Annotated in this window: 22 protein-coding genes and 2 pseudogenes; 19 read left to right on the forward strand and 5 right to left on the reverse strand. The window is 62.6% G+C overall.

All coding sequences use genetic code 11. The annotated features are described in order from the left end of the window. On the forward strand, positions 1-1,267 hold a 1,267-nt coding region (locus AC6CIG_RS26840), incomplete at its 5' end, for a UbiD family decarboxylase (protein ID WP_498324149.1). Further along, positions 1,264-1,866 (forward strand): UbiX family flavin prenyltransferase, encoded by a 603-nt coding sequence (locus AC6CIG_RS26845; RefSeq protein ID WP_102763146.1) that lies wholly within the window; start codon positions 1,264-1,266, stop codon positions 1,864-1,866. The genes AC6CIG_RS26840 and AC6CIG_RS26845, both read left to right, overlap by 4 nt. A 127-nt stretch (positions 1,867-1,993) precedes the next feature. Here AC6CIG_RS26845 and AC6CIG_RS26850 read toward each other — a convergent pair whose 3' ends face one another. Together AC6CIG_RS26850 and AC6CIG_RS26855 are read right to left on the reverse strand one after the other, a co-directional pair. Then, a complete protein-coding gene (locus AC6CIG_RS26850; protein WP_102763145.1) occupies positions 1,994-2,680 on the reverse strand; it encodes an NnrU family protein in 687 nt (228 codons plus the stop codon). Positions 2,681-3,109: 429 nt separating this feature from the next. Continuing rightward, on the reverse strand, positions 3,110-3,265 hold the full coding sequence (locus AC6CIG_RS26855; protein ID WP_498324150.1) for a hypothetical protein: 156 nt from the start codon (positions 3,263-3,265) through the stop codon (positions 3,110-3,112). Positions 3,266-3,382: 117 nt separating this feature from the next. On the opposite strand from AC6CIG_RS26855, the gene AC6CIG_RS26860 reads away from it, so the two are divergent. The 6 genes from AC6CIG_RS26860 to AC6CIG_RS26885 all read left to right on the forward strand — a co-directional run bounded on the left by AC6CIG_RS26860 (position 3,383) and on the right by AC6CIG_RS26885 (position 8,997). Next, complete coding sequence (locus tag AC6CIG_RS26860) at positions 3,383-3,934, forward strand: cytochrome c oxidase subunit 3 (protein ID WP_102763143.1); 552 nt, start codon at positions 3,383-3,385, stop codon at positions 3,932-3,934. Positions 3,935-3,939: 5 nt separating this feature from the next. Continuing rightward, entirely contained in the window at positions 3,940-4,230 is a 291-nt protein-coding gene (locus tag AC6CIG_RS26865; RefSeq protein ID WP_102763142.1) for a cytochrome C oxidase subunit IV family protein, read from the forward strand. Positions 4,231-4,392: 162 nt separating this feature from the next. After that, on the forward strand, positions 4,393-4,845 hold the full coding sequence (locus AC6CIG_RS26870; RefSeq protein WP_102763141.1) for a c-type cytochrome: 453 nt from the start codon (positions 4,393-4,395) through the stop codon (positions 4,843-4,845). A gap of 24 nt (positions 4,846-4,869) precedes the next feature. Continuing rightward, positions 4,870-6,216: a cbb3-type cytochrome c oxidase subunit I gene (locus AC6CIG_RS26875; RefSeq protein WP_498324151.1), complete on the forward strand. Its 1,347-nt coding sequence runs from the start codon at positions 4,870-4,872 to the stop codon at positions 6,214-6,216. A 62-nt stretch (positions 6,217-6,278) separates the two neighbouring features. Then, complete coding sequence (locus tag AC6CIG_RS26880) at positions 6,279-7,097, forward strand: CbbQ/NirQ/NorQ/GpvN family protein (protein ID WP_102763139.1); 819 nt, start codon at positions 6,279-6,281, stop codon at positions 7,095-7,097. 4 nt (positions 7,098-7,101) lie between these two features. Further along, positions 7,102-8,997 carry a nitric oxide reductase activation protein NorD gene (locus AC6CIG_RS26885; RefSeq protein WP_498324152.1) on the forward strand — a complete coding sequence of 632 codons (1,896 nt, stop codon included), beginning with the start codon at positions 7,102-7,104 and terminating at the stop codon, positions 8,995-8,997. A 78-nt stretch (positions 8,998-9,075) separates the two neighbouring features. On the opposite strand, the gene hemN is transcribed toward AC6CIG_RS26885, so the two are convergent. Next, a complete protein-coding gene (gene hemN, locus AC6CIG_RS26890) occupies positions 9,076-10,428 on the reverse strand; it encodes an oxygen-independent coproporphyrinogen III oxidase (RefSeq protein ID WP_127712397.1) in 1,353 nt (450 codons plus the stop codon). A 66-nt stretch (positions 10,429-10,494) separates the two neighbouring features. Here hemN and AC6CIG_RS26895 point away from each other — a divergent pair, with 66 nt between their 5' ends. The 3 genes from AC6CIG_RS26895 (at position 10,495) to AC6CIG_RS26905 (ending at position 11,215) form a co-directional block, all read left to right on the forward strand. Then, a complete protein-coding gene (locus AC6CIG_RS26895) occupies positions 10,495-10,725 on the forward strand; it encodes a hypothetical protein (RefSeq protein WP_127712398.1) in 231 nt (76 codons plus the stop codon). Positions 10,726-10,820: 95 nt separating this feature from the next. Beyond that, on the forward strand, positions 10,821-10,991 hold the full coding sequence (locus AC6CIG_RS26900) for a hypothetical protein (protein WP_498324153.1): 171 nt from the start codon (positions 10,821-10,823) through the stop codon (positions 10,989-10,991). Positions 10,992-11,041: 50 nt separating this feature from the next. Beyond that, positions 11,042-11,215 carry an NYN domain-containing protein gene (locus AC6CIG_RS26905; protein WP_498324154.1) on the forward strand — a complete coding sequence of 58 codons (174 nt, stop codon included), beginning with the start codon at positions 11,042-11,044 and terminating at the stop codon, positions 11,213-11,215. Between the two features lie 454 nt (positions 11,216-11,669). On the opposite strand, the gene AC6CIG_RS26910 is transcribed toward AC6CIG_RS26905, so the two are convergent. Beyond that, complete coding sequence (locus AC6CIG_RS26910) at positions 11,670-12,479, reverse strand: pirin family protein (protein ID WP_498324186.1); 810 nt, start codon at positions 12,477-12,479, stop codon at positions 11,670-11,672. Between the two features lie 322 nt (positions 12,480-12,801). Between AC6CIG_RS26910 and AC6CIG_RS26915 the strand changes: the two genes are divergently transcribed. The 8 genes and pseudogenes from AC6CIG_RS26915 to AC6CIG_RS26950 all read left to right on the forward strand — a co-directional run bounded on the left by AC6CIG_RS26915 (position 12,802) and on the right by AC6CIG_RS26950 (position 17,706). Continuing rightward, entirely contained in the window at positions 12,802-13,083 is a 282-nt protein-coding gene (locus AC6CIG_RS26915; RefSeq protein ID WP_164867084.1) for a DUF2249 domain-containing protein, read from the forward strand. A 38-nt stretch (positions 13,084-13,121) separates the two neighbouring features. Next, a complete protein-coding gene (locus AC6CIG_RS26920; protein WP_102763134.1) occupies positions 13,122-14,480 on the forward strand; it encodes a hypothetical protein in 1,359 nt (452 codons plus the stop codon). Between the two features lie 3 nt (positions 14,481-14,483). Further along, positions 14,484-15,023: a DUF2249 domain-containing protein gene (locus AC6CIG_RS26925; protein ID WP_102763133.1), complete on the forward strand. Its 540-nt coding sequence runs from the start codon at positions 14,484-14,486 to the stop codon at positions 15,021-15,023. Next, complete coding sequence (locus AC6CIG_RS26930) at positions 15,020-15,313, forward strand: metal-sulfur cluster assembly factor (RefSeq protein WP_102763132.1); 294 nt, start codon at positions 15,020-15,022, stop codon at positions 15,311-15,313. The genes AC6CIG_RS26925 and AC6CIG_RS26930 overlap by 4 nt, the downstream gene beginning before the upstream one ends. 496 nt (positions 15,314-15,809) lie before the next feature. Next, a pseudogene (locus AC6CIG_RS26935) lies at positions 15,810-16,082 on the forward strand (ArdC-like ssDNA-binding domain-containing protein); the annotation flags it as partial. Next, a pseudogene (locus AC6CIG_RS26940) lies at positions 16,073-16,528 on the forward strand (DUF2493 domain-containing protein); the annotation flags it as partial. The pseudogenes AC6CIG_RS26935 and AC6CIG_RS26940, both read left to right, overlap by 10 nt. A gap of 212 nt (positions 16,529-16,740) precedes the next feature. After that, a complete protein-coding gene (locus AC6CIG_RS26945) occupies positions 16,741-17,163 on the forward strand; it encodes an alpha/beta fold hydrolase (RefSeq protein WP_498324155.1) in 423 nt (140 codons plus the stop codon). Between the two features lie 237 nt (positions 17,164-17,400). Next, positions 17,401-17,706 (forward strand): hypothetical protein, encoded by a 306-nt coding sequence (locus tag AC6CIG_RS26950; RefSeq protein ID WP_102763130.1) that lies wholly within the window; start codon positions 17,401-17,403, stop codon positions 17,704-17,706. Positions 17,707-17,741: 35 nt separating this feature from the next. On the opposite strand, the gene AC6CIG_RS26955 is transcribed toward AC6CIG_RS26950, so the two are convergent. Further along, positions 17,742-18,953 (reverse strand): NnrS family protein, encoded by a 1,212-nt coding sequence (locus tag AC6CIG_RS26955; protein WP_102763129.1) that lies wholly within the window; start codon positions 18,951-18,953, stop codon positions 17,742-17,744. Positions 18,954-19,151: the final 198 nt, after the last annotated feature.

The following is a 19,151-nucleotide window of genomic DNA, read 5'->3' on the forward strand; positions in this document are numbered from 1 at the left end:
GCGGATAGAGTGGGGTTTAGGGCTGCCCGCAGGGGGTCTTCCGGGCCTTGCGGAAATGCTGGCGGAACTGCGGGAACCGAGATCGCCGCGATCGCTGTCGGACGCCTGGGGAAAGCTGCCCCTGCTGAAGACCGCGTTTGCGATGCGGCCGCGAAGCGTCGCGCGACCGCCGGCGCAGGCAACGGTGTGGCGCGGCGCGGAGGCCGACCTTTCGCGGCTGCCGATCCAATGGTGCTGGCCGGGAGAGCCAGCGCCGCTCGTCACCTGGCCACTGGTGATCACCCGTGCGCCGGACGATCCGAGCGACGTCAATGTCGGCATCTATCGCATGCAGGTGCTCGGACCGAACCGGCTCATCCTGCGCTGGCTCGCGCATCGCGGCGGCGCTCGACACCATCGCATGTGGCAACAGCGCGGCGAAGCCATGCCGGTGGCGGTCGCCATCGGCGCCGACCCGGCAACGACCCTCGCCGCGGTGATGCCGCTGCCGGAAGGCATGAGCGAGCTTGCCTTCGCCGGGCTGCTGAAGGCGGAGCGGCCAGCGGTCGCGGCGGCGGTCACGGTGCCGCTGTCTGTTCCGGCCAATGCCGAGATCGTCCTCGAGGGGGTCGTCGCGGCAGACGACACCGCCGAGGAGGGTCCCTATGGCGATCACACGGGATACTACAACTCCGTCGAACGTTTTCCGGTGATGTCGTTGTCGGCGATCACAATGCGCCGCAGGCCATTCTATCTCTCGACCTTTACCGGCCGCCCGCCCGACGAGCCGTCGAAGCTCGGCGAGGCTATGATGGAGCTTTTCCTGCCGCTGGTGAAGCGGCAGTTCCCGGAGATCGTCGATCTTTACCTGCCTCCGGAGGCCTGCTCATATCGTGCGATGGTCGTCTCCATCGACAAGCGCTACCCCGGTCAGGCGAAGCGTATCATGATGGGGCTCTGGTCGATGCTGCCGCAGTTCAACTATACGAAGCTCATCGTCGCGGTCGACCCCGATATCCACGTCAGGAACTGGAGCGACGTCATCTGGGCGCTGTCGACCCGGTTCGACGCCAGCCGCGACGTGACCATCCTCCACGACACGCCGATCGACTATCTCGATTTCGCGTCTCCGAAGCCGGGGCTCGGTGGCAAGCTCGGTCTCGACGCGACGCGCAAGCTCGAGCCGGAGACAACCCGCGAATGGGGACGCGTGCTTGAGATGTCGGCGGAAGTTGTCGGGAAGGTCGATCAAGTTTGGACTGAACTGGGCCTGGGAATAACGCGATGAGTAAGAAACGGGTCGTGGTCGGCGTCTCGGGGGCATCCGGTGCCGCGCTGGCGCTCCGGGTCGTCCAGCGCCTTGCGGAAATCCCTTCCGTCGAGACGCATCTGATCGTCTCGGATTCCGCAAGGCGCACGCTGCTCCACGAGGTCGGCCCGCACGCGCTGCATCAATTGCTGACGACCGCCGATCGTAGCTATCAAATACGGGACATCGGAGCGGCAACGGCTAGCGGCTCGTTTAGGACTGCAGGTATGATTGTCGTCCCCTGTTCGATGCGGACTCTGGCGGCGATCGCTGCCGGTCTTGCGGACAATCTCATCGTGCGAGCGGCGGACGTGCACCTCAAGGAGCGGCGAAGGCTCGTGCTGATGACGCGCGAGACGCCGCTGCATCTCGGTCACCTGCGCAACATGACGGCAGTTACCGAAATGGGAGCGGTCGTGATGCCGCCGGTGCCGGCCTTCTATCAACGGCCGCAAAGCGTCGAAGAGATCATCGACCATCTTGCAGCGCGCGCGATCGATCTGGTCGGCCTGCCGTGGGAGCCACTTACAACCGAATGGGATCCGCAGTCCCACCGTCAGCACACTGCGGCGAGATAGGGTTCCGGGTGGACAAGCGCCGCATTACCGCTGGTGGCGAGCGGCATGAAGCCAAGCAAGACGGTTGAATCCGCTACGTCCGAAGTTCGGGTCGGGAGGCCACTGAGATGGACTGAGGCATGGCCAACTATTGTGCCGTCGCGAGGAGGAGAGGGTCGGCATAGAACAGGGCGGCATGGCCTCCGGCAAGCAGCCACAGGGTCAATAGTGCCGTTGCCGCGGTGGCGATGGCGATTGGCGTGTCGCCGGACAAAAGGGTGCGCCCTGAGAAGAGGGCGGCGAACGGAAGAATGGAGGTCTTCGCAGACTGGTGCTGCCATTGATCTCCAAGTCGGCGCCGGGCGCGCTTTTCGATCATAGGTATGGTGCCGAGAGCAAAAAGCGCAAAGCCGCCGAAGAGGATCAGCGAGCGCACGTCGCCGTTGGCGACGAGATGGCCGATCGCCCAGATGGCGAACCCCCAGAGAACCGGATGGCGAGTAACCGAGACGATTGAGCCCACTCTCTGTCCTTGGCGGATCGAGACCGATAGCGGATTGATACTGAAGAGACCGGCAAGCACGAGAAACACGCCGACTGGAGCGGCAATCAAGGTCACCCAGGCCTGCCAGGCGGCAGGCTGCCAGAGCGGGATATAGTCGACGTCAAGCGCTGCGTAGAGCACCCAAGCGAGTGCGAGTATGGAAGCGAGCGAATAGATCGAGAAATAGGCCGCCCTGCCGAGCAGGATCAACAGCCGCTCGCGGATGGCGGGGATCGCCGGAACCGAGTGAAGGATGAGAAAGACAAACAGTGCCAGAAGGAACTCGGCCATAGTCGTCTTCCTCAGTGCGCTGTATTCGACCGCTTTATCGCGGCGATGATTGCCTGTTCCGCTGCAACATGGTGGCGGAGCCCCTCGAGGAAAGCGTGTAGCATCAAAGCGACTGTCTCCCAAGAAACTGCGCATCGATCTGATGCGGCCGATCGGAGCGTGTCTGCGACGTGGCTACCGTCTAGGGCGACTGCTCGACCCGCACGGGTCGTACGTACATCAAGTGCCGAAGGCTGCGGCTCATTGGACGTTTGTCCAAGGCTCAATGATCGGATCTTTGCCGCGGTCGCTATGCAGAGGTCCCGGTCCATGGGGCCCCCAAGCGAATCGATGATGGACTCGACCGCATCGCAAAGCGCGAGCAACTCGCCATACTTCGCCTCAAGACGATGGAGCGGAGATGAGATAGCCACGTTGTTTCTCCCGCATTCAGCGTTCAATGAACAAGACGGCGGCGCAGGCGAGTGACGCCAGCACGGCGGCGGCCGTTCCAGTCCGTTGCAGGACACCCATGCGATAGAGCACGAGCGCGAAGATGATGATGATCGGGGTGGCTACCGAGATGCCGATCTGCGCATCAGACATGGTGATCTCCTTTTCGTCGGAACATAGCGGGTCGGCTGGACCGGTCTTTGATCGAGAGCAAAGAACCGGACGCTCCTTTCTCCTATTCCGCTTCGGCAACCGATGCGGAGATGGGGCATGGAAAACGCGATGACGGCCGGCGCGGCCGACGAAGAGGAAGCCGATACGTTCATCCTCTGGGTCCTGATCTGGAGCGAGCTCGCCGCCTTCGGGATCCTTATCGCCGCCTTCCTGGTCGCCTCGCTGATTGCTGCCGACGATTTCGCCGTCGCACGGCTGCACCTCAAACCGGCTATAGCCGCCTTCAACACGCTCGTCCTGCTAACGAGCGGCTGGCAGGCGGCGGTTGCGGCAGGAAAGGGCGCGTCAGTCGCCAGGCGGCGCCGGGCACTTGTGCTGGCGGCGCTTCTCGGCTTCGCCTTCGTTGCCATAAAGATCTACGAGTACGGCACGGAGATCCGTTTTGCTGGCGAGGTCGCGTTTCACTCATTCTTTGAACTCTATTTCCTCCTGACCGGCTTTCATCTCGTCCATGTCGGCTTCGTCGCCATCGTGCTGCTCGTCGTCGCCTGGAAGCCGCGCCGCGCCAATGTCGACCTCGTTACCACCCTCTGGCATGTGATCGATCTCGTCTGGATCGTCATGTTCCCCATTCTCTATCTGGTTTGAGCACCATGACCGACCACGACCCCCGACAGTTGCAGAGGACCTGGATGGTCCTTGTCCTGATGGTTCTCGCCGGCATGCTGCTCTCCCTCAAGGCCCAGGATCCCGCAGCTCCGCTGGTGGTCACGCTCGCCTTGCTGACGCTCGCGTTGTTGAAAGCCCGTCTCGTCGTGCTGGACTTTCTAGGCTTGCGTTCGGGACCGCGGGTCTTGCAGGTCGGCCTTATCGCCTGGCCGTTCTTCTTTGCACTCGCGGCTGCGGCAAAAGCGCTCATCGCGACCGTCTCGCCCGGCGGTTGAAGGGCTCTTCGTCACTTGTTTGCCGAAACGCAAAGAACGCCGGCGCGCAGACCTTAGAAGAGATCGCGTTTACCGGTGGGCGGGGGGATCCGCGGCCGACCGGCGGGAATTGCTCAGGCCGGCCCGCGCAATGCGGCCTGCGGGAATTGAAAGGACCACGGGATGGCAGAACGCCTTACCAAGACAGGGGCACGCAACGTCTTCTACGGCGGCTCCATCTTCTTCTTCGCGATCTTTGTCGGCCTGACGGCCCACAGCCACTACTACATGAGAACCGTATCCACCGACGAGTCGACGCTGACCGACTCCGTGGCGCGCGGCAAGCACGTCTGGGAGAAGAACTCCTGCATCAACTGCCACACTCTCCTCGGCGAAGGCGCCTATTTCGCGCCGGAGCTCGGCAATGTCTGGAAGAGGTGGGGCGGCGAGTCCGACCCGGAAGGCGCGCGCGAGACGCTCAAATCCTGGATGGCGGCGCAGCCCTCCGGCGCCGAGGGGCGGCGGCAGATGCCGCAGTTCGATCTCACCGAGCAGGAACTGAACGACCTTGCCGATTTCCTCGAATGGACGAGCCGCATCAAGACGCAGAAGTGGCCCCCGAACGAGGCCGGCTGAGACGACGGGACAAGGAGAAAAGACATGAAATATCAAACCCAGAAGGTCGCGATGCTGTATTTCTACGGTGCGCTCGGCCTGTTTCTCGCCCAGATCCTCTTCGGCGTGCTCGCCGGCATCATCTACGTGCTTCCCAACACGCTCTCCGAACTGCTGCCATTCAACATCGTCCGCATGGTGCACACCAACGCGCTGATCGTCTGGCTGCTGATGGGATTCATGGGTGCCACCTATTACCTGCTCCCGGAAGAGGCGGAGACGGAGCTCTATAGCCCGAAGATTGCGGTCGCACAGTTCTGGATCTTCCTGGTGGCCGCGGCCATTGCGGTCGTTGGGTATCTCCTCCACATCCACGAAGGCCGCGAATTTCTTGAGCAGCCCTTCGCGATCAAGGTCGGCATCGTCGTAGTAGCCCTGATGTTTCTCTTCAACATCACCCTGACCGTGCTGAAGGGCCGCAAGACCACGGTTACGAACATCCTGATCTTCGGCCTCTGGGGCGTGGCGATCTTCTTCCTCTTCGCCTTCTACAACCCGGTCAATCTCGCGCTCGACAAGATGTACTGGTGGTACGTCGTCCATCTGTGGGTCGAGGGCGTCTGGGAACTGATCATGGCCTCGGTTCTGGCCTTCCTGATGATCAAGCTCAACGGCATCGACCGCGAGGTCGTCGAAAAGTGGCTCTATGTCATCGTCGGCCTGGCGCTCTTCTCCGGCATCCTTGGTACCGGCCACCATTATTACTGGATCGGCGCACCGGGCTACTGGCAGTGGATCGGCTCGCTCTTCTCCACGCTCGAGGTCGCTCCTTTCTTCACCATGGTGGCCTTCACCTTCGTCATGACCTGGAAGGCCGGCCGCAAGCATCCGAACAAGGCCGCGCTCCTGTGGTCGATCGGCTGCTCGGTGATGGCCTTCTTCGGCGCCGGCGTCTGGGGCTTCCTGCACACGCTTTCGTCGGTCAACTATTACACCCATGGCACCCAGGTCACCGCTGCGCACGGGCATCTCGCCTTCTTCGGCGCATATGTGATGCTCAACCTCGCCGTGATGGCCTATGCCATCCCGGAAATCAAGGGACGGGCGCCCTATAACCAGTGGCTGTCGATCGCCAGCTTCTGGGCCATGTGCAGCGCCATGTCCGTCATGACCTTTGCGCTCACCTTCGCCGGTGTCGTCCAGGTCCACCTGCAGCGCGTCCTCGGCGAGAGCTTCATGGCCGTGCAGGAGCAACTGGCCCTCTTCTACTGGATCCGCCTCGGATCCGGCGTCGTCGTACTCATCTCGGCGTTGATGTTCTTCTGGGCAGTCCTTGTACCCGGCAGGAGCGCCAGCGCGGCCCTCAACCAAGCCGTCCAACCCGCCGAATGAAAGGAAATGGCCGGCCCACTTGGCCGGCCGCCTCGTTTGAAGTTCGAACTCGGAGATTGTTCATGAACATCGCCCTCAAGGCTCCGCCCATTCCGGACTCGGCTATCCCGGCCTATTCCCCTTCAGGACGGGAATGCGAGCTCTTCGAAAGCGCCTGGACGCGCCAGCTTCCGCTTCTGCTGAAGGGTCCGACCGGTTGTGGAAAGACGCGCTTCGTAGCCCATATGGCGGCGAAGCTCGGCCTGCCGCTTTCGACCGTGTCGTGTCACGACGATCTCGCCGCCGCAGACCTGACTGGCCGCTATCTCCTCAAAGGAGGCGACACCGTCTGGGTCGACGGCCCCCTGACCAGGGCCGTGCGCGAGGGCGGCATCTGCTACCTCGACGAGATCGTCGAGGCCCGCAAGGATGTCGCGGTGGTGCTGCATCCGCTCACCGACGACCGGCGCATCCTGCCCCTCGAACGCACCGGCGAGCTCCTGGAGGCGCCGCCCGGCTTCATGCTGGTGGTCTCCTACAATCCCGGCTACCAGAACCTGCTCAAGGCCCTCAAGCCGAGCACGCGGCAGCGCTTCGTTGCCATCGAGTTCGACTTCCTGCCGAGGGCGAGCGAGATTGCCGTCGTTTCCGAGGAGAGCGGGCTCGACGAGAGCCGGGTTGCCCAGCTTGTCGATCTCGCACATCGGCTACGGGGTCTTAAGGGGCATGATCTCGAGGAGGGCGTCTCGACGCGCCTGCTCGTCTATTGCTCCAGCCTTATCGACAACGGAGTGTCGGTGCGCGACGCCGTCCTGGCGACGATGATCGAACCGCTCACCGACGAGCCGGACGTCAAGGCCGCGCTCATCGAGATCGCGGACGCGGTCGTCCGCCAGGGATAAGAAAATGCTGGACTTCCTCGAACTTGAAGAAACGGTCGGCCGCGCCTGGCACCGCTTGATCGGCAATACGCGCACCTGGCCGCGCTTCCCGGACGAGGTGGTCCGGCTCGATGAGGTCCAGGCCGTGCTCGCGGTATACTTCCGCGGTCTTGGCGGCGAGCGGGCGGTGCAGATCGCACCCGCCCGCGGCCGGACCTCCGCGCATCGGCTGCGCTTGCGCCAGCGCATGGGCCTTGGCGAGGAGAAGCTCGTGCAGCCGGCGCGCGACCATGCGACGTTGATGATGCCAGCAGAGGTCGATCTCTTTCCCCTGCGGCGTCTCAATCGCGACCTGTATTTCTGGCTGGCGGCGATGATGGCGGTCATGCCGCTCAAGCCCGTCGGCGCCGCCGACCCGCTATCGCGCGATCTGGCACTCCTTTCGCGTGCCGGTGAGACGGTAAGGTCGGTGCTCGCCACCTATCCCGCCATGCGCCAACGCTATCGTCGTCTCTGCAGGGCGGTGCTCAAGGTCCGACAGCGGCGCTCGCTTCCTTCGGTCGAGCAGCATGTCGAAAACCGGATAATCTACATGCTGAGAGACGGCGCCGGCCTGAACGACGACGTGCCGCCGGTCATCTTTCCCCGGAATGCGCCACCCGGCTACCTGCCGATGCTTCCAGTGCCGCTCTGGCCCGACGCGCTCCTGCGTGAAGAGACGGAGCGGCGAAACGGCGAAGACGAGCCCGCTCGCGGTGGCGACAGAGTGGGAGGGCCGGAGACGACGCGCCATGTGGCGACACGCGAGGCACAGCGCCAGTCCGAGCGGAGCCCGTTCATCCTCAACCGCTTCGAAAAGATCCTCGCCATGGCCGAAATGGTCAATGTCGATCGTCCGGCGGACGACAGCGATGACCACGACGCCAGCGCCGCCGACGAGCTCGACGACATGACACTCGGCGAACGCAACGGGCGCCCGGCCGCTCGCTTTCGCTTCGACCTCGACCTTCCCCCGGAAGCGCTGGACCGCACGCCGCTCATGGCGGAAGTCACCTATCCCGAATGGGACTATCGCAGCGGCGGCTACCTTAAGGACCATTGCCGGGTGCTTGCGGCGCCCGCCTCGGCGGAAGGCCTGCCGGGAGAAGCGAATCCGACGACGAAGAGCCTGATCCGGCGTGTGCGTCGTCAGTTCGAGGTGTTGCGGCCGCGACACGAGATGCTGAGGGCGCAGATCGACGGCGCCGATCTCGATCTCGATGCGGTTGTCCGGGCTCGCACAGACCTGAGAGCCGGTGGGCAGGGCAGCGACCGCATCCACATGATGAGCCGCCCCCAGGCGTACGACCTTGCGGTGACGATCCTCGTGGACGTGTCGCTCTCGACCGACGCCTGGTTCGATGATCTTCGCGTCCTCGATGTCGAGAAGCAGGCGCTTCAGGTGCTGGCGCATGGGCTTTCGGCCTGTGGCGACGCCCATGAAATCCTCACCTTCACGTCCCGACGGCGGGATTGGGTGCGGATGGAGACCGTGAAGGCCTTCGACGAGGTGATGAGCGCGACGATCGAGGCGCGTATCGCGGCGCTGAAACCCGGCTACTACACCCGAATGGGCACGGCCATCCGCCACGCCGCAGCGGGGCTTATCGAACGGCCGAACCGCCGCAAGCTCCTAATCGTCCTGACCGACGGCAAGCCCAACGATGTCGACCACTACGAGGGGCGTTTCGCGCTAGAGGACAGCCGCCGCGCAGTCGGCGAAGCGCGCCGCTCGGGCATCAGCGTCTTCGGGGTGACAGTGGATGGCGAGGCGAGATCCTATCTACCGGCCATATTCGGTCAGAACGGCTACGCCGTCGTCAGTAACATCGGCAGGCTGCCTGCAGCCCTGCCGGCGATCTATCGCGGCCTTGTAAGATAGGCGGGGGCAGGCCGCGAGACGGAAGGCCCGGTATGCGCGTACATGCCGGGCCTCTCTGTTCTCAGCTTGAGGCGGCCTTCACGCCGCCTTGCTATGCGTCCGTCCCGATTGATCGATATAGGCGTCGAAGGCCGCAGCGGCGGCACGGACAAGGAAGCGTCTCCCTTCGCGCAGCCGTATGACGCCGTCGGCGATATCAAGGATGCCGTCACTTTGTAGCATTGCGAGCCTGGTATTGCCGCGGAGCAGCATCTCCGGATCGAAGCCGTGCGCGGTGGCGAGAGCGGGAACATCGACGCCGAAGTCGCACATCAGCCGCTCGATGATGCTTGCCCGCAACCTATCCTCTCGCGTCATCCGGTAGCCTTTCACCGTTGCAAGCCGACCTGAGGCAATGTGTTGCGCGTACAGGCCCGGCGGCACCTCGTTCTGCACATAGCCGTCGTCCATCCGCCCGATCGCCGACGCACCGAGGCCGATGAGAGTCTCGCAGGCATCGGTCGTGTAACCCTGGAAATTTCGGTGCAATCGACCGCTCGCCTGCGCGATCGCCAGGCTGTCGTCCGCGAGGGCGAAATGATCGAGTCCGATGCGGCGGTAGCCGGCGGCGGCAAGTGTCGCCGCTATGGCCTCGGCCTGGGCGACGCGGCCCTCCGCGTCAGCAAGCGCCTGCTCGTCGATCAGCTTCTGGTGCTTCTTGAACGAGGGGATGTGGGCGTATCCGAAGACTGCGAAGCGCTCGGGTCCCATCCGGATCGCCGCCTCGGCGGTCGCGATGCAGGATTCGACAGTCTGGTGCGGCAGGCCGTAGATGAGATCGAAATTGATGCTGTCGATACCGGACTGACGCAGGCGCGAAACGGCCTCCATCGTCTGCTCTTCGCTCTGGATCCGGTTGATCGCCTTCTGTACCACCGGATCGAAGCTCTGCACCCCGAGGCTTGCCCTACGGACACCGGCTTCGCCCAGGGCCGTCGCCATTTCCGGCTCGAGGGTTCGCGGGTCTATTTCCACGGCGATCTCAGCAGTGCTCGCGAACTGGAAATGCTTGCGCAGCAGTGCTATCAGCGCCCGGAACTCCTCCGGCTGCATGATTGTCGGCGTGCCCCCGCCGAAATGCACGTGGTCGATGCTGAGCGGCGCACACGTGTTTGCCGAGACTATACGGACCTCCTCACGAAGCATGTCGAGATAATCGAGGATTGGCTGGTCGCGCTGCGTAATTGTGGTATGGCAGCCGCAGTACCAGCACATCGATCGACAGAAAGGAATGTGCAGGTAGAGCGACGTCGGCTTTCCCGGCGCGATGGCTGCGAGCCAGTCGCCATAGGTGCTGGCGTCGACGGCGGGCGAAAAGCGGGGCGCCGTCGGATAGCTTGTGTAGCGGGGCAGGCGTGCCTCGCCGTATTTTGCGACAAGAGCCGGTTGCATGGAGAATCCTTCTGGTGGGTCGAACCTTGATTGGGGCCATTTTAGGGGCGAACCGGAGCCTCCTCTTTGAGCGATGTCAACGATGTCGACTGCATAGTGGGAACGGCCGCATTCAGCGTCGGAGCAGGTGTCGTGATCACCGAGGCGACGCCGATGTTTCCGGCATCCGTCAGCGCATCGCCGAAGCAAGGCGAGCCAGGCCGACACCGGTTCATCCAGCACCAAACCGGTCTCCGGGTGGTCGAGGCACTCGTCGGGTCGATGGGTAAGATATGCCGAAGGGTTTCGCGCAACTGAAGCACTTCCGGCGTATATTACACCATTCGAAGACTTATACCCCGCGCGCAGGCCGAGTGGACCTTGGAGCCCGGTCCGCGAGGGAGAGAGCGGCCATGTTCGATCAGCGGGAGAAGATCGCGCTCCTCATCGGCGGCAACGTTTACACAGCCTCGAAGGCGCTCGGCTTCGCACCACCGCAAGTTAACTGGCCGGACTACAACGGATACCAGGTGTCACCAAGCCGGTCAGAGAATTCACCGACAGCTCGGGCGACGCAAAATTGAAAAAATATGGATGTCGAGTTGGCGGTTGACGCCATCGGAACTGGCCAAGAGTGCGGATCATCTCCGGCGACATTAACTTCACAAGCCTTGTCGCAGCCTTGCAGCGAAAGGGCTGCAAGGTCTCGGTGGTGTCGACCATGGCGACGCGGCCGCCAACATTTTCTGCCAAACTACTGCGGAAAGCCGATCATTTCATCGACTTGGCAAACTCCGGGGCGAGATAATTCGGGAGCACGCAGAAGGCGGCCCAGTGTGGGAGAGAAATGCCATTAGGAACGTAGAAACTGAGGTGTGACTTGCCCTCAGCTCTCGCCGACCAGGAAACGTAAAGTACAAATTATCGATAGACTCTTACTTTATCGCTACAGAATTCGGATAACATCCTTTCGGCGACGGCACACCTTCCCCATATTTCTCTTAGAGCCTTCTGTTTGGCGAGGGGGGAGAAGTATTTCAGTGTCGATGCTTAGTATTTCGAAAAATGCAGTTTGAAGATGATTAAGCTCGGAACGCCAGGATCCGGGCTTCCTTCGATCCTGGATTGCCGGTGCCCTGCAGGAAATCAGTCGGTCGAGGCAAACCTGAGGTAAGGGCAGTGTTCGGCTTACCCCTTCTTTGCGCCTTCTCGTATGTATGCTGCGGGCTGTACCCGTTTCACGGGACTAAGAGGCTGGCCACTTAGGAAGACTGCCTCCAATTCCGCAGTTGTCTCCATTTCTTCAGCACTCGGATGAGGATGGCTGGTGGGATTCTTCGGTGGTCGCCCACCGTCCCCTTCCGCGCGATCGGTGCGTCAGGATCGATCAAGAATGCGATAGCAAGGCTCCGGGTCTTCGATTCTAGCAATAGCGCCCGATCGGAAAGCAGCAGACCTTGCTCGCCCTCGGCAAACGTCTGGTCCTCCGCAAGCAGCAACCCGCTGAAAACATAGAAGTAGAGGTTGCGACCTCGCATATGCGGGAATACTAACCTCGCACCTGGCTCGAGCCGGATGTCAAACAGGTCGATTGTATTACGAACGTGGAAAGGGGCGTCGCCTTCTTCAGAGCCGACCAGGTGTCGCCAGGTGTTTGGGCTCTGCGAGGGGATCGGCCCGTGCTGTATTCGGGGATCAAGATCGACTGCACGCGGCCGGACAAAGATCTGAAGCATGCGCAAGGGCGGATCGGATGACAACGTCTCTTCAGAATGCCAGAAACTGCGTCCGGCGTTCATCACCATTAAATGCCTGCTGTCCGTTACCAGGCGGCCGGTAGTCTTGTCGTCGTGGCGCATGACGCCGTCGGGCACCCACGAAATGATTTCGTCATTCCGGTGCTCGTGCATTGCGATGAGTCGTCCGGGATCAAGGCTCGATTCCACGATCATGGCAAGCGGACCGTGACCGTGATCCGTTGGCCTCGGTTTCAGCCATCCGGGCATGTTGACGCGAACGACAAAACCTCCCATGTCGCGCACAATAGACGTTCGATCGCCTTTGAGCAGCACGGAATCCTCCAGCGTGGACAACACCCCGATCATTAGCCGCCCGCCGGAAGGTCCCGTCAATCGAAAGCAGCAGCGTTTCGTCGATTGGGGCGTCCGTCGCGGCTGGTTACGGACTTCATAGCCGAATCGCTGAATGGTGCCGGACTTGCGTGTCGAGCCGAATTCGAGGCCCGGAACACAGTCTGAGACCGTTTCTCCAATTATTTGCTCCCCGTCAAAGTGTGACTGCCCTCGCAGGGATAAGGTCAGCAAGTTCCGATCCGGTTCCAGCCGCCGCCGCATCGGAATGCACGAGGGGCGGTCGACAGAGAACTCCACCACAATGACAGAAACACAGCCGAAACCATCCATCGACGTCCGCACCGTCCCGCCGCGCGAGCGTCATCCGCGCATCTTCGAAATGCTCGGAACGCTTCGGGCTGGCAGCTCTATGCTGATCACCAGCGACCATGATCCGCGCCCGCTCCACTACCAGTTGGAAACGAATTTCCGAGGCGAGTTCGGCTGGGATTATCTGGAAGAGGGGCCCGAAGTCTGGCGAGTCGAGATCGCCCGTCTGGAGAGCGGTTCCGGCTGCGAATGCTGCTGCGGGTCGGATCATTGATCCGGCCGCTGACCCGCTAGCGAACACGGTGATTTTAGATGCCAGGAACCACGCTTTCCCCATGGACGATGTCCTATTTCGCCGCCGCCTGTATTTTTCTGGTGGTCGGCCAGGGCGCGATGGTCGCGGGCTACGGCTACCCATTCGCCGCCGTCGAAGCCCCCGGCACCTTGGCGGTTGTGCACGTCGTCGCCATCGGTTGGCTCGGCCTGCTGATGGCGGGGGCGCTGTTGCAGTTCGTGCCGGTGCTGGTTGCAGCGCCACTTCGGGGCGGGCGGCTCGCACCCCCGGCTTTGGCGCTGCTCATTCCCGGACTTCTTTTGCTCGTCGGCGGCTTTGCCGCACTTGGCGGTGCTGAAGGAGTTTCGCCAGCCATGTTGCCGTCTGGCGCGCTACTTCTGGCGATGGGCTTTGGTCTCGTTATCATCATGCTCGCGACGACGCTCCTTATGGTGCGTCCGCTGCCGCTTCCCGCGCGCTTCGTGGCCGTGGGTCTCGGCGCGCTGATCGCCGCGGTCCTCGCCGGCGCCGCCTTCACGCTTGTCCTTTCGGGCACGGTCACGAATCACGCGGCGATCGCGCTTCTCCTCAATGGAGTGCCGCTGCACGCGGCGCTTGGCCTTGGAGGCTGGCTGACCTTCACCGCGATCGGCGTCAGCTATCGGCTGCTGCCGATGTTCATGCTTGCGCCGGATGACACGCGAGCCACAAGCAGGGCTGTCTGGTGGACGGGCGCCGCGGCACTGGCGATCGTCGTTGCCAGCATCGTCTCGATTGCAGTGGACAGCGACGGCATGGAAGGGGCGAGGAGCGTCGCAACATTTCTGGCCGTCTCCGCCGCCGTCCTCTATTCCGCCGACGTCTTGCGCCTGTTCCGTGAGCGCCGCCGCAAAATCGTGGAACTCAACATCCGCGCGAGCTATGCGGCCTTTGCTGCACTTTTCGCTTCCGTCGTCATGTTCGCCCTGCCAATCACACGGGCCGCGGCCGGCGAAGGCGCCGCGGCTCTCGTCTACCTTTTCGTCTTTGGTTGGTTGACCGGCCTCGGCCTCGCGCAGCTCTACAAGATCATTCCGTTCCTGACCTGGCTCGAATGCTATGGCCCCGTTCTCGGGCGGAGCGCAGTGCCGCGTGTTCAGGACTTGGTCGAGGAGAAACGTGCAAGTATTTGGTTTTTTGTCTACTATTTGGCGGTGATTGCGGCTACGCTTTCGCTCTTTGCCGAAAGTCCGGCGGCGTTCCGCGTCGCCACGCTAGCGCAACTCTGCGCGACGGTCGGCCTGATGGTGGAGCTCGTCCGCGCCCGCATGCTCTCCTACGTCGCAGCGCCCCTGCGCCTTCCCGCGGGCGCGCCAAGGCCGCATCTCTTTCTCCCCATCTCTAGACCACAGGAGTAATCAATGACTATCGAAACCCAGAACCCAGCACCAAGAGAATTCGACGTCCGACCTATACTGAGGAGCGGCGGCGAGCCGTTCCAGGCGATCATGGAGGCGGTGAACGGGTTGAGACCAGCCCAAGCGTTGCGGCTTCTTGCTCCCTTTCGTCCGCAGCCGCTATTCAAAGTCATGGAGGGCCGCGGCTTCAGCTACCAGGCACAGGAGATACAAGACGGCGACTGGGAAATCTTGTTCACGCCAAAGGCAGCAGGAGCCTCCGTCGAGGTCTCTGCAGATGCCGACAATCCGGCCTCCTGGCCCGATCCCGTCGAAAACCTCGACCTGACCGAGCTCGATCCCCCGGAGCCCATGGTCCGCATCCTCGCGGCTGCAGAGCGGCTGCAGCCGGGCGACGTGCTGTTCGCGCTTCTCTCCCGTGAGCCCATCTTCCTCTTCCCGGAGCTTTCGAATCGGGGGCACCAGTGGGCGGGCAATTTCGACGAAACACGAACCACTTTCCGTATCTTCGTCCGCATCGGTGATAAGGGGCCGAAGCTATGAACGAACGTGGGAACGCGACTACCTGCGATGCAATCCGCGATGCACTGCGCATGGTCATCGATCCTGAACTTGGCCGCAACATAGTCGATCTCGGTCTTATCTACGATGTATTCGTCGAGGAAGGCGGCATCGCCCATGTGACGATGACAACGACCACGAAGGGCTGTCCGGCCAGCGAATATCTAAAGGAGGCAGTGCGCAACTGCGTCTGGTATGTGCCGGGTGTTGAGTACGCAGAAGTCCGGCTAACCTACGAGCCGGCTTGGACGCCGGATATGATGGCCGGCTGACACGGTAGGCTTGCTGTTTGGAAAGCAGAGGCAAGTGCTAATGACGACGTCGATAACGGGCATCTACGGAAGGATGCAGAGGACGGTGAGATCGTACATCTCATCGCCCAGCGTCGTTTCGACTTCTACGCTGATCTCCGAAGCCTCGGCGATGGCGGACTTTCCGGTGCCGCATGGTCACGGCGACCAGGTCAGGCGTGGTGGCGCCCCGGATCCTCGGGACAAGGCCAACCTGCAGTGCAGGCGAGGGACATCCACCTCCCCGACCTCCCATCGCCACGCCGAAGGTACGAAGCCGGAACTCGGCCGGAAACCTGAAGTGCAATTCAAGCCTGCTCTGCGTCCAACCGCTGCGCGCAGGGAAAGAGGACATTGCTGTGCATGTCGTCAAAGGGTCACGGCAATGGCCGGACTATAGGCTCTCGGGACCGGCGGCGACTCCAAAGTGTTAGCCAGCATGGCCGCAACTCTCCGGCGCCCGTCGCGGAGAACCGCGATGTCCAGAATGAACCGCAAATCCGGCGCCAGGAGTGACCGGACCAATCTCTATTCCGAGGTCATCGACAAGATCATCACCGAGCTGGAGGCCGGGCGCGTGCCCTGGGTCCAACCATGGGGCACGGCGGCGGCGAAGGCACCGCTCGGCCTTACGAAGAACGCCTCGACCGGCCGGACCTATTCCGGGATCAACGTGCTGCTCTTGTGGGGCGCGGTAATCGAACGCGGCTTCTCCAGCCAGAGCTGGCTCACCTTCCGCCAGTCGCTGTCGTCGAGCTCGAGCGGCTGATCGAGGTCGGCAAGAGCCTCATTGAACGCCGCGACAGCCTGGAGGTCTTCCGCGAAAGTGCCGCCGAGCATTATCTACGCACCACCGGCACGCCCTGGTCACCGCGTACCGGATCACGGGTCAACCATCGCGCGCTCACGTCGGCAATGGTCGACAGCCGCGACTATATTGCTGCCCGGAAACGCGCCGACGCACAAGTGCTTCTGCCCGATGGACCGAAGGTCGCCCTCACCGGCCGGCTCGACTTCATCGACCACAGGCTGATCTGGGACAAGCTCGACCAGGTTCATACCAAACACCCCGACATGGTGCTGATGCACGGCAAGTCACCGAAAGGCGCCGAGAAGATCGCCGCCCGCTGGGCCGATCACCGCAACGTGCCCCAGATCGGCTTTGCGCCCGACTGGACGAAGCACGGCCGCGCAGCGGCGGCACGTGAGCGCCGCTTTCGGAGCGATTCGCTGTCGCCGGACACGATCGCGGCGGTCGGGTTGGCTACCGAATGGCGCTCGATCATCCCGGCAGTGTCTCGCGGCTCGCTGTTCTCGATATCCTACCGACGGCCACCGTATGGGATCGTGCCGACGTTCGTCTGACGCTCGGGTTCTTGCCGTGGAGCCTACTGGCGCAACCCGAACCCTTGCCAGAACGTCTCGTCGACGGTGCGGCCGAGGCGATTATTGCGAACGCCATCGATCAGTGGGGGTCGCGAAACGAAGCCTTTCCATCCGCAGTCCGCGAGGCCTATGTCGACGCGCTGCGAGATCCTAGCCACGTCCATGCAATCTGCGAAGAGTATCGCGCCGCCGCGAGCATCGACCGCGATCATGACGCTGCGGACGAGAAGGTGGGAAACAAGATCTCATGCCCTGTACTCGCGCTTTGGAGCGCCGAGGGAGGGCTGCAGAATTGGTACGCTGACGAAGGCGGCCCCTTAAAGCTTTGGCAGACATGGGCCGATAACGTGAGCGGCGGTCCTGTCGCCGGGGGGCACTTCTTTCCGGAGGAGTTTCCCCGGGATACCGCAGTGGCTTTGCAGGAGTTTATGGAGCGCGGCCACTAGGTTGCCGTCGAAAACGCGCCGATGTCTTGCTTGCGACCTCCCACCTGTCGCGAAGTTATGCATCTCGGCATCCTGGTCTGGAAGTTCGGAAGCGGCGGCGCATGAGCGCCGCCGTCGCCTTATCGGTCGCGCCGAGACGGGGCGGATTTCCACTCCCGCTTTCCGGCGCTTCGGCCATATGTTCAATGCGGTGGTGGTAGGCGCGGCCTTTCGATCATTCGTCAGGGAGGCACCACCATGATGATCCTCAGCATTTTTCTCGGCATAGCCGCCATCGGCTTCTGCTGCTGGCTGCTATTTATCCTTGCCATATTCGCGCTACCGGCCTTTGCCGGCGTCACCATCGGCCTATGGGCGCATCATGCCGGCGCTGGCGTTGCCGGGGGCATTGCCGTCGACGCCTTCCTCAGCCATAACTGGCGCGCAAACATGAGGCCGACCTGCAGGACCACGAACGTGGCCCTTGCCCCGGCCTTGGTGGTCTTTGCTCATCGACGTGCTGCTTGGTCTGAGGTCGCTTCCAATAAAGCGCCCGCTGGCTAGCTGGCGCTTTTGTGAGGCGGTTGGAAACCAACGCTCTACTGCACTACCCGGCGCTTGCGCGCCAGGATCGGGCCATACTCAATGCAGAACAGCGCAAAGGCCAGGATCCACGCGCTTCCGGAGACGGCATAGAGGCTCGCTGCAACGGCGGGAACTATTTCCGCCAGCGGGCGCAACAGCGCCGACGTCACGACCGCGGCGTAGGAGGCGGTCGTCAATCGCGATGCGGTAAGCGGATATCCCGTGTGGCCGCGGCTCGCACGGGTCATGACCGCTAGCATCATCGCGGCGATGGCGCCCACCGTGAGCAAATGCATGACCGAACGTTCTTCGACGAAGCCGAGCGCGCCGATGCCGATTGTGGCGAAGCCCAGGGGAACGAAGGCATAGGCGACGTGCAGTATGACGAGCAGCATTTCCGGCCAGGTAGACCAACCGCGCCAGCGGGCGAGTCGGACGGTGTGCAGCAGTGCGGCGGCAAAAGCCGCCACCGCCGTGAACGAATGGTCGGGAACAAGCGTCCATGCGCCAAGCGCCGCGATGCCCGCAAGAATGGCGACTGTGTCGAATTGGTTGTAGGGAACCGGAAATTCGGTCCGGCCGGCACGGTTCAGCCAGTTGCGGGTGAAACTCGGCAAGATCCGACCGCCGATGATGGTGACGAGTACCACATAGGCGGAAATGCCGAGGCGCATCGCGATATGGACATGGTCTCCCGTGATCACCGCGAAATGAAAGCAGGCGTTGGCGAGCGACAGTGCGAGGAGACCGCCCAGCACCTTCAGATCCTTCCATTTGCGACCGGCGATTACCTCGCGGGCGCAGATCAAGAGCAGCGCCGGGAGGAAGAGGCCGTCTATAGCCGCGGCGGGCGGGATGCCGATCATATCCGGGGAAAGCAGCGCAGCGCGTCCCGCCAGCCAAAGCGCGAACAGTCCGGCGAGCGGCCAACCGGAGACGGGGAGGCGGCCCGTCCAGTTCGGTACCGCGGTCAGCAAGAATCCGGCAAGGACAGCCGGGGCGAAGCCAAACAGCATCTCGTGCGCATGCCAGGCATGAGCCCCATAGCTGCCGGCGACTTCGAGATGACCCGCGAGGGCCGCAACCCAGAGGGTCATGGCGACGACCGCCCAAACGGCGGCGCCGAGAAAGAAGGGTCTGAATCCGTATGAAAAGAGCACCGGGCCCGTGCGGGCGAGGCCCCGCGGCACGTAGCCTTCCCGCTTGGCCACCTTTGATCCATTCATGATTCAACTCCTAATGTCTGGGTCGCCTCTGACTACCGGAGTTGAGCAATGTCTTCTTTGACAATTGGCAAAGACATGGCAGCTGGGTACCGGCGGAAACGCCGTACGGAGTTGTCGCGCTGCTGGCCAAAATGTCGCACCAGGGCAATTTGCCTGTTTGCTCCACCTCAAAGAGCCTGCCCGCCACCACCCTAGAAT

This window comes from Sinorhizobium sp. GQ132 (assembly GCF_059758575.1).

Excerpts from the sequence above, each read along its gene's own strand:
- AC6CIG_RS26850 (WP_102763145.1), bottom strand. The coding sequence starts at position 2,680 with ATGGCCGAGTTCCTTCTGGCACTGTTTGTCTTTCTCATCCTTCACTCG.
- hemN (WP_127712397.1), bottom strand. The coding sequence starts at position 10,428 with ATGCAACCGGCTCTTGTCGCAAAATACGGCGAGGCACGCCTGCCCCGC.
- AC6CIG_RS26915 (WP_164867084.1), top strand. The coding sequence starts at position 12,802 with ATGACAGAAACACAGCCGAAACCATCCATCGACGTCCGCACCGTCCCG.
- AC6CIG_RS26855 (WP_498324150.1), bottom strand. The coding sequence starts at position 3,265 with ATGTCTGATGCGCAGATCGGCATCTCGGTAGCCACCCCGATCATCATC.
- AC6CIG_RS26930 (WP_102763132.1), top strand. The coding sequence starts at position 15,020 with ATGAACGAACGTGGGAACGCGACTACCTGCGATGCAATCCGCGATGCA.
- AC6CIG_RS26845 (WP_102763146.1), top strand. The coding sequence starts at position 1,264 with ATGAGTAAGAAACGGGTCGTGGTCGGCGTCTCGGGGGCATCCGGTGCC.
- AC6CIG_RS26955 (WP_102763129.1), bottom strand. The coding sequence starts at position 18,953 with ATGAATGGATCAAAGGTGGCCAAGCGGGAAGGCTACGTGCCGCGGGGC.
- AC6CIG_RS26900 (WP_498324153.1), top strand. The coding sequence starts at position 10,821 with ATGTTCGATCAGCGGGAGAAGATCGCGCTCCTCATCGGCGGCAACGTT.
- AC6CIG_RS26865 (WP_102763142.1), top strand. The coding sequence starts at position 3,940 with ATGACCGACCACGACCCCCGACAGTTGCAGAGGACCTGGATGGTCCTT.
- AC6CIG_RS26920 (WP_102763134.1), top strand. The coding sequence starts at position 13,122 with ATGCCAGGAACCACGCTTTCCCCATGGACGATGTCCTATTTCGCCGCC.
- AC6CIG_RS26875 (WP_498324151.1), top strand. The coding sequence starts at position 4,870 with ATGAAATATCAAACCCAGAAGGTCGCGATGCTGTATTTCTACGGTGCG.
- AC6CIG_RS26950 (WP_102763130.1), top strand. The coding sequence starts at position 17,401 with ATGATGATCCTCAGCATTTTTCTCGGCATAGCCGCCATCGGCTTCTGC.
- AC6CIG_RS26870 (WP_102763141.1), top strand. The coding sequence starts at position 4,393 with ATGGCAGAACGCCTTACCAAGACAGGGGCACGCAACGTCTTCTACGGC.
- AC6CIG_RS26880 (WP_102763139.1), top strand. The coding sequence starts at position 6,279 with ATGAACATCGCCCTCAAGGCTCCGCCCATTCCGGACTCGGCTATCCCG.
- AC6CIG_RS26925 (WP_102763133.1), top strand. The coding sequence starts at position 14,484 with ATGACTATCGAAACCCAGAACCCAGCACCAAGAGAATTCGACGTCCGA.
- AC6CIG_RS26885 (WP_498324152.1), top strand. The coding sequence starts at position 7,102 with ATGCTGGACTTCCTCGAACTTGAAGAAACGGTCGGCCGCGCCTGGCAC.
- AC6CIG_RS26860 (WP_102763143.1), top strand. The coding sequence starts at position 3,383 with ATGGAAAACGCGATGACGGCCGGCGCGGCCGACGAAGAGGAAGCCGAT.